Source organism: Novosphingobium sp. B-7 (genome assembly GCF_000410615.1).
Lineage (GTDB): Bacteria > Pseudomonadota > Alphaproteobacteria > Sphingomonadales > Sphingomonadaceae > Novosphingobium > Novosphingobium capsulatum.
In genome coordinates this window covers 2823-10780 of record NZ_KE148342.1, presented here as the reverse complement: position 1 = coordinate 10780, position 7958 = coordinate 2823, and the positions used below count along the sequence as shown (strand labels likewise).

The window sequence follows — 7958 nt, the reverse complement described above, 5'->3', positions numbered from 1 at the left end:
GTTGCTGGCAAAATCCACGCCGGCGCGCGGGGCCAGGGTGCGCAGGCGCGCGCGCGCCTGCAACCCCGCCAGATCGGCGGACTGGGCCTGCCACAGATCCGTGGCGCTCACGCTGTCCATGCGATCAGGCCGCGCAGCCGCCCGAGCAGCCGCCAACGGCCTTCATCGCGCGCAGCGGCTCTTCGCCTTCCATGGGCTTGAGGCCCAGGCGCGCGAACATCGCCGCGTCGCTGTCGTCGCCGGCATTGGGCGCGGTCAGCAGCTTGTCGCCAGTGAAGATGGAGTTGGCCCCCGCGAGGAAGCACAGCGCCTGGGTGGCCTCGCTCATGCTTTCGCGGCCGGCCGACAGGCGGACCATCGACAGCGGCATGGTGATGCGGGCCACCGCCACGGTGCGCACGAACTCGATATCGTCGATCTTGGCCATCGGCGTATCGGCCAGCATGTCGCCCAGCACGGTGCCCTTGACCGGCACCAGTGCGTTGACCGGCACGCTTTCGGGGTGCTGTTCCAGCGTGGCCAGCGCGTGGACAAAGCCGACGCGATCGGCGCGGGTTTCGCCCATGCCGACAATGCCGCCCGAACAGACGTTGATCCCGGCCTCGCGCACCACGCTCAAGGTATCGAGGCGGTCCTGGAACGTGCGGGTGGTGATCACCTCGTTATAGCGTTCGGGCGAGGTGTCGATATTGTGGTTGTAATAGTCGAGGCCCGCCTCGGCCAGCTTGCCGGCCTGATCGGGGGTCAGCATGCCCAGCGTCATGCAGGTTTCCAGCCCCATCTCGCGCACGCCCTTCACCATCTGCACGATGGCGTCCATGTCGCGGTCCTTGGGGTTGCGCCAGGCCGCGCCCATGCAGAACCGCTTGGACCCGGCATCGCGCGCCTGGGCGGCTGACTGCAGCACGGCCTGCACATCCATCAGCTTGCTCGCGGCGACGCCGCTGTCGGCCTTGACGCTCTGCGAGCAATAGCCGCAGTCTTCCGGGCAACCGCCGGTCTTGATCGACAGCAGCGTGCACAACTGCACTTCACCGGCGCGGTGATGATCGCGGTGCACGGCGGCGGCGCGGAACACCAGCTCGGTAAACGGCAGGTCGAACAATGCGGCGATTTCCTCGCGGCTCCAGTCGGTGCGCACCGCCGGATTGGTGACGGGGGCTTCGAGCGTGGCAAGGTCGGACATCGGGCGACTCCGTTGTGGCGGGACGGGATGAAAGCGGTTTAATCGTGCCCTTAGTCAAAGAGCGCGGACAGGGGAAGGCCCACCGTTGCACGGGGTGAACGCGCGCTTTGCTGTCCTTTGGGCAGGGCTTGGGCCATTTGCGGATTGGTAACGCCATGGGATTATGGCCAAAGGCAATTGGCATCAGCAGGAATGGAACAGGCGTGCAGGGCAACGGGGTGTTTTCGCAGACGGGCGGTCCCAGGATCGGTGTGGTCGGGCTGGGCTATGTGGGCCTGCCCCTGGCGATTGCCTTTGCCCGCAAGTTTGCCGTGGTGGGCTTTGACGTCAGCGCCCATCGCATCGCCACCTTGCGCGCCCATCATGACTATACCGGCGAGGTTTCGGCCGAGGACCTGGCTGCATCCACGCTGGTGGTGACCGACGATGCCGCGGCCCTGGCGGATTGCCCGGTGATCATCGTGACCGTGCCCACGCCGGTGGATGAAAGCCGCCGCCCCGATTTCACCCCGGTGCAGATGGCCTGCGAAACGCTGGGCAAGGTGATCCGCCCCGGCACCGTGATCGTGTTCGAATCGACGGTCTATCCCGGCGCGACCGAGGAAGTCTGCGCCCCCACGATCGAGCGGGTTTCGGGCCTGAAGGCCGGCGTCGATTTCAAGCTGGGCTATAGCCCCGAGCGGATCAATCCGGGTGACAAGGAGCATCCGTTCGAAAAGATCGTCAAGGTCGTGGCCGGCGAAGACGCCGAAACGCTGGACCTGCTCGCCGATCTCTATGGCGCGGTGGTGGAAGCGGGCATTCACAAGGCCAGCTCGATCAAGGTGGCCGAAGCCGCCAAGGTGATCGAGAACACCCAGCGCGACATCAACATCGCCCTGATGAACGAGATTTCCAAGATCTGCGATCTGGTCGGCATACGCACCAGCGAGGTGCTGGCCGCCGCCGGCACCAAGTGGAATTTCCTGCGCTTCTATCCCGGCCTGGTCGGCGGCCACTGCATCGGCGTCGATCCCTATTACCTCACGGCCAAGGCCGAACAGCTGGGCTATCACCCGCAGGTGATCCTGGCGGGGCGGCGCATCAACGATGGCATGGGCGCCTATATCGCCCAGCGCACGGTCAAGATGCTGGCCGGGGCAGGATGCGCGCTTAAGTCGGCGCGGGTCGGCATCCTGGGGCTGACGTTCAAGGAAAACGTGCCCGATATCCGCAATTCCAAGGTGGAGGATATCTGGCGCGAACTGGCCGATTTCGGCATCGCCCCGCTGGTGCACGATCCTCTGGCAGAGCCAGCCGCTGCCGCGCACGAATTCGGCATCATGCTCAGTTCGCTCGATGATTTTGCCGATCTCGACGCGGTGATCTATGCTGTGTCGCACCGTGAATATGCCGCGCTGGGCGGCGCGGCGATTGCCGCGATGCTGCGCCCCGGCGGGGTGTTGATCGACGTGAAATCCGCGCTTACGCCACAAGCGCTGCCGGCTGAGGTGCAGTACTGGAGTCTGTAGGCGGCACTGGTGGCCAGGCGCCGAGGCTCACCGGGCCATGCTGCGGGACGGGCGGCGGCGCCGTGGTGAGACCAGTGGCACTGCCGGGAGCGGCGCGGCGGTAAAAGCTGCCGTTGAGCAGCGCCTCGGCCATGATCGTGCGTTCCAGCGTCAACCACAGCGCGCGGTCGGGCCTGGCCTGGGGGGCTTCGTGCCAGAAACGGTGCAGCGGGCCTTGGTAAGTAAGCCCAGGGATATCGTAGAACGCCTTGCCCATGGTCTTTGTGGCGCGCCCAGCGCCCAAGGCGCTCAAGCCAACGGTGCTGTTGATGGTGATCACCCCGCGACAATGCTGCAACAGGAGCAGGGTGGGTTGATCGTGCAGGCACAGCACCCGTTCGGCGCAACCGTGTCGCCCGGCCTCGCTCGCCACCAGGGCGCGATAGTCGCGATACCCGCGATCCATCGGGTGATGCTTGATCACCAGCAGGCAATCGGGCGGCGCATGGCGTGCAAACGAGGCGATGGTGGATGCGATGAACCCGGCCACGCCGCCGGTATCGGCATGGTGCAGCACCTGCGAATCGTTGTGCACCTGCAAGGGCACCAGGAACCAGCGCCCGCTCTCGGCCCCGGTCAGCCGTGGCAGTAGTGCCCGCTGCGCCCGCGCGCGCAGCGGCTTGCGCCAGGCAGAGCGCAGCCAGGGCAGCGCCTGCACCAGTTCGAGCGGGCGATGGTGGACATAGTGGGGAAACCGCCAGGCAAACAGCGCCCCGGCCGCGAAATAGAGCATGGCCCACAGCGCCATGCGCCAGAACGTGGGCGGGACCGGCACGGCCGGCGCAGCGCCTTCCGGCCGTGGCCAGGACGGCCCGGCTGGCGTCGCGCCAACCAGCGCCTGAGCATCACGGGGCAGGGTGCTGTTGGCGTTGACCCCACCCCATTCGAACGTGACATGGTTGGGCCGCAGATAGCCTTCCTCGAACACGCCCACGGGCACGCCATGGCGTTGGCACACCGCGCGCGCTGCCTGGTGCACCGGGCGGCAATCACCGAACAGCATCACGCAATCGATCTGCCAGGCGGCCAAGTGCCGCTCCAGCCAGGCCGGCCATGCCGCCATCGGTCCGCGCCAAGTGTGGCCGCCGGGAAAAAACACCTGGTCCCCGGCATGGAAGTTCACTTTCCGCACCTGGGCACCGGCGCGGCGCAGATCACGCGCGAGACGGGAAAAGAACGGCCCGACTGGACCCTGCAACAGCAAGATGCGCTTGCCGGCAAAGCTGGCCCATCCCCCGTCTGCCGCCGGCCCATGCCAGCCAGCGCTTGCTGCCAACCGGGCATCGCGGCTTTCGCTGCCTTCGTGCACCGTGCGTCTCCGCTCCATCATGGTCGTGCCAACCGGATGATGGGTGATCGCGATCGCGCCGTGTCACCAGCGCGGAAACAACCGTTTCGCAGGCAGTAAACGCCCTATTTCTCGGGGGCGATCACATGGCAGCGTCTGGCAGATCGCGCGGCGCGGCAACGCGCCAGTGCGATGGGAACCGTGGCGTTCGCCCGCCTGGCAAAGCCTGTTCGATATGGAGCCATTCCCCCGGCCGTTTGCCGCTGGCGTTGCAGGATCAGACCCCAGCCACCGTCGCCACTTCGGCCAGGCGGCGGTCCCAGGTGTGGTGCGCGGCGACATGCGCTGCGCCGGCGCGGGCGCGTTCCAAGTCATCGCGCTGCGGGCCATGGCGCAGCCGGGCAAACAGGTCTTGCGCCTGCGCGCCATCGCTCACCACGTGGCAGTACCGGGCAAACAGCGTATCCACCGATCGTGCGGCAGAGGTGACGGCAATGCCGCCACAGGCCAGGATTTCCACCAGCCGGCGCGAGAACATCGTCGCCGAATCCGTCACCGTGTTGACGTTGAGCGAGACCAGGTTTTCCTTGTAGATGCGCGCGGTTTCGGCATGCGCCACGGCTGGATGGACGGTCAAACCGGCGCTGGCGGGATAGCGATAGATCGATGATGGCCGCGCCGAATTGCGGTCATAGACCGTCAGCCCCAGGCCACTGTTTACCGCGGCGGCAAAGACCATGTCCTGCCAGGCGCGGCGCGCCGGATGCACATGGGTGGAATAGCTGCCGACGAAATTGGCCTGCCGCCGGGCAAAGGCAAACCCGGTAAAGCGGTGATAGGCCGGCTGCACCGGAAACGGCAGCACATGGACCGAAGCATCCGCGCCCATCACCGAACGATAGCGCGCCAGGCAATTGGCATCGACGGTAAAGACATGATCGAACAGCCGCGCACTGGCGATGAAACGGTCGAAATGAACCCCGTCTTCCTTGTTCCAGAACACCGTGGGAATGCCCATGTCGCGGGCGATTCGCACCAGCACGCGCAGCCGCCGGTTGGAACGCAGCCAATGGTCGGGATAGCTTGCCACGCGATATTGCCAGGTCTGCGCCCATCCGGCCCAGGTGCTTTCCACCAGCAGCATGTCGGGCCGCGCGGCGGCCAGCAGGCGGTGAAAGCCATAGGCCGTGGCCAGTGCCGGCACATCGATCACCTGGCATTCCGGCGCCAGGCAGGCGCGCGTCAATTCATCGGCCACCAGCGCGATCTTGAGCCGGGCAAAGGGCGCGAGGATCACGGCAGTGCCCGCCCGCCATCGAGCAGAAAGCGCGGCGCCGTGGCGCTGCCCGGCGGACACCACGACAGCGCCACGCGCGATCCGCGCACGATCACGCGGCGGTCTGCCGGCAGGTTGCCGAAATCGTTGCCGGTTACGCGAATGCCGGTGGAGGGGCATTCCCCGCCCGCCTTGGTGCAGGCATCGGTGCGCGTCATGTCGCAGAACCACTCCTCGATGGCCGGCGCGCCATCGGCATCGCGGAAATGGTTGGCGCGGATCGTGGCCCCGCCCGAGGCATCGCGCAGCTTGATCGCGCTGCCGCAGAAATCCTGAAAGGTGTTGCCCTCTATCTGTGCGCCGGTGGAATGGCTGGCCAGATAGATCGCGTGGAGGCCGCCGCATTTATCGCGCGGGGCATTGCGGATGGTGTGGAAGAACACCCCGCGCACCACGGTATCGCGCGCATTGACCAGGCGGATCGCGGCGGTCGACAGGGCCAGGCCTGGCGCGGAGCCCGTGTCCGTGCCGATCTGCGCCAGCACCAGGTTTTCCAGCACGGTGCCCCGGTTGAACGCGGCCGGATCGTTGCGATTGCCGTTGAGGCTGATCGCCGTGGCATAGTGCGCGATACGCAAGGCGCGCACCGTCAACCCGCTGTCGCGCCCCTCCGCGCCGCGAAAGTGCAGCCAAGTGTCGCTGCCATCGCCCACGAACGCTGGATAGGTGGCCGGATCGGCGCTGGTCCCGGCCAGGGTCAACGGGCCATGCAGGCGCCGCCCGTCGATATCGGCGCTTTGCCCGCGATAGACGCCGGGCAGCACGATCACGCGGGTTTCCTCGCCCGCCGGTGCCTGCTGCGCACGGGTGATGGCCGCGCCCAGCGTGGCCAGCGGCATCTTGGCGCTGCGGCCATCGGACGCATCGTTGCCATCGGGCGCCAGATAGAGCGTGGCCCCGTGCGCGGCGATCGGGGCCAGCAAGGCTAAGGCGATAAGCCAGGCGCGGATCATGCCGCCACCGCCTCTGTCACCGGCAGGCGCAGCGCCAGCGCGGTGCCGAACCGGGCATTGTAGGCGGCAATCGCCTGGTCCAGCCTTGGCGCATGGCGCGCCATCGCCGCGTGGTCGGCCGTGTTCAGCACCGTGGCCCGCGCGCTGCCGGTGGCGCGGGTGGTGGCGTTGCGGTTGTCTGTCGTGGTGGCAATCCGCGCCAGGTCTTCGGGCGAAGGCGCCAGGCCCAGCGGTGCAAACAGCTGGCTGCCCAGCCAGGCGGGCTTGTCTGCCGCCGCGATGAAGGCATCGAGATCGAGCGGGCTGATCCGGGTGTCGAGACCCTCGGCGGCCGGCGCATCGGCAATCGCCCGCGCCTGGTCCAGGCTGTCGCAATAGCGCTCCACGAACTGGTCCATGTCGTCGGAAAACCAGGGCATGGCTTTGAGCGAGAGCCAGCAGTCGGCCGGGTTGCGGATACAGTGCAGCCACACCAGCCGGGCAAATGCCGGCTGCACGATGGCGCTGATCGCGGCGCTCTGCCGCTCCATCTGCGGGCATTTGAAGCCGTGCAGATCGGCCCCTGGCTTGCTGATCCGCCGCGCCTTGGACAGCAGCGTGAACAGGTCGATCACGCCCTGCGCGCGCTTTTGCCGGTAATAATTGGCGGCATACCCCGTGGCATAGGCGCGATCACCGGCGGCCAGCGTGGCGCGAATGGTCTGGACCAGGCCACTGCGGATCTCGCCCTGCAGGCACAGGCGCGGATGGGCATTGAGGAAATCGGCAAACTGGCGCGTGCCGCAGCGGGGCATGCCGCACAGCACGATGAAGGTTTCAAGCGGCAGGCGCTGGGATGGGGGCACGGGCGTCGTGGTCCTTGGCCAAGAGGGGGGTGTCACAGCGTCTCGGTAATGCGGCCTTCCTCGCAGATGGCCTCCGGCTCGGCTGCGGGAGCGTGGCCCTGCGGGCCAAAGGTGCTGGCCAGCGGGCCGGTGAAGAAATGGCGCATCACCAGGTCCACCCCCATCGCGTTCACCGTGCGCAGATCGGGGTTGAAGAACATGCCCCGGCTGGGATGCCCGGTGATGATCTCATAGCTGGGGAAATAGCTGATATCGTGATGATCGGCGGCGAGATCACCCGCCACGGCGCGCAGCACCGATTTGGAATAGACCGTGGCCGGCAGCACATGCTCCGCGCTGGCCGTGGCCATCAGCGGTACGGGCGACACGGTCAACAACATGCGCGCGGCGGGGTTCACCTCTTTCACCAAGGCCCAGAACGCGGCCATGTCGGCCAAGACCTCGTGATGGCGCAGATTGCGAAAGGCGTGGGCTGCGGAATCGAAACTGCCCGCCAGGGTGCCGGGCGCCGTGGGGTAGACCGTGCCATCGGCCAGGCTTTCCCAGCATTCGGTCAGGCCCAGGGTGAACACAATGACATCCATGGTTTCCAGCATGGTGCGCACCGCCCCCAGATGCAGGCGCCGCGCCAGCAGCACGGTATCGGCCGTGGCGTGCCCGGCGGGATCGACGGCAGGGCGCAGCGCGTCGTAAAAGCGGCCCTCGCGCTCCCACACCACCTCGGCCGGGCGCCGGCGGCCCAGCGCCTCTTGCGCCAGTTGCAGCATCTGCCGCGCGGTATAGACGTTGCCATAGCGGCA

At 67.1% G+C, this 7958-nt stretch carries 7 protein-coding genes; 1 reads left to right on the top strand and 6 read right to left on the bottom strand.

The features are described from left to right. Positions 1-124: 124 nt before the first annotated feature. On the bottom strand, positions 125-1186 hold the full coding sequence (gene bioB / locus H926_RS0112520; RefSeq protein WP_022676611.1) for a biotin synthase BioB: 1062 nt from the start codon (positions 1184-1186) through the stop codon (positions 125-127). A 203-nt stretch (positions 1187-1389) separates the two neighbouring features. On the opposite strand from bioB, the gene H926_RS0112515 reads away from it, so the two are divergent. Next, positions 1390-2697 carry a nucleotide sugar dehydrogenase gene (locus H926_RS0112515; RefSeq protein ID WP_022676610.1) on the top strand — a complete coding sequence of 436 codons (1308 nt, stop codon included), beginning with the start codon at positions 1390-1392 and terminating at the stop codon, positions 2695-2697. Here the strand turns inward: H926_RS0112515 and H926_RS27305 are convergent. The 5 genes from H926_RS27305 to H926_RS27295 form a co-directional block, all read right to left on the bottom strand. Further along, positions 2651-4066, bottom strand: coding sequence for a capsule biosynthesis protein (locus H926_RS27305; RefSeq protein ID WP_082209150.1), 1416 nt, complete (start codon positions 4064-4066; stop codon positions 2651-2653). The genes H926_RS0112515 and H926_RS27305 overlap by 47 nt on opposite strands. 235 nt (positions 4067-4301) lie before the next feature. Beyond that, on the bottom strand, positions 4302-5321 hold the full coding sequence (locus tag H926_RS0112505) for a glycosyltransferase (RefSeq protein ID WP_022676608.1): 1020 nt from the start codon (positions 5319-5321) through the stop codon (positions 4302-4304). After that, on the bottom strand, positions 5318-6313 hold the full coding sequence (locus tag H926_RS34265) for a hypothetical protein (RefSeq protein ID WP_022676607.1): 996 nt from the start codon (positions 6311-6313) through the stop codon (positions 5318-5320). Before H926_RS34265 ends, H926_RS0112505 begins: the two co-directional genes overlap by 4 nt. Next, entirely contained in the window at positions 6310-7158 is an 849-nt protein-coding gene (locus H926_RS0112495; protein WP_022676606.1) for a hypothetical protein, read from the bottom strand. Before H926_RS0112495 ends, H926_RS34265 begins: the two co-directional genes overlap by 4 nt. A gap of 32 nt (positions 7159-7190) precedes the next feature. Next, positions 7191-7958, bottom strand: a 768-nt coding sequence (locus H926_RS27295; RefSeq protein ID WP_022676605.1) for a GSCFA domain-containing protein, incomplete at its 5' end; no start/stop codon positions are given.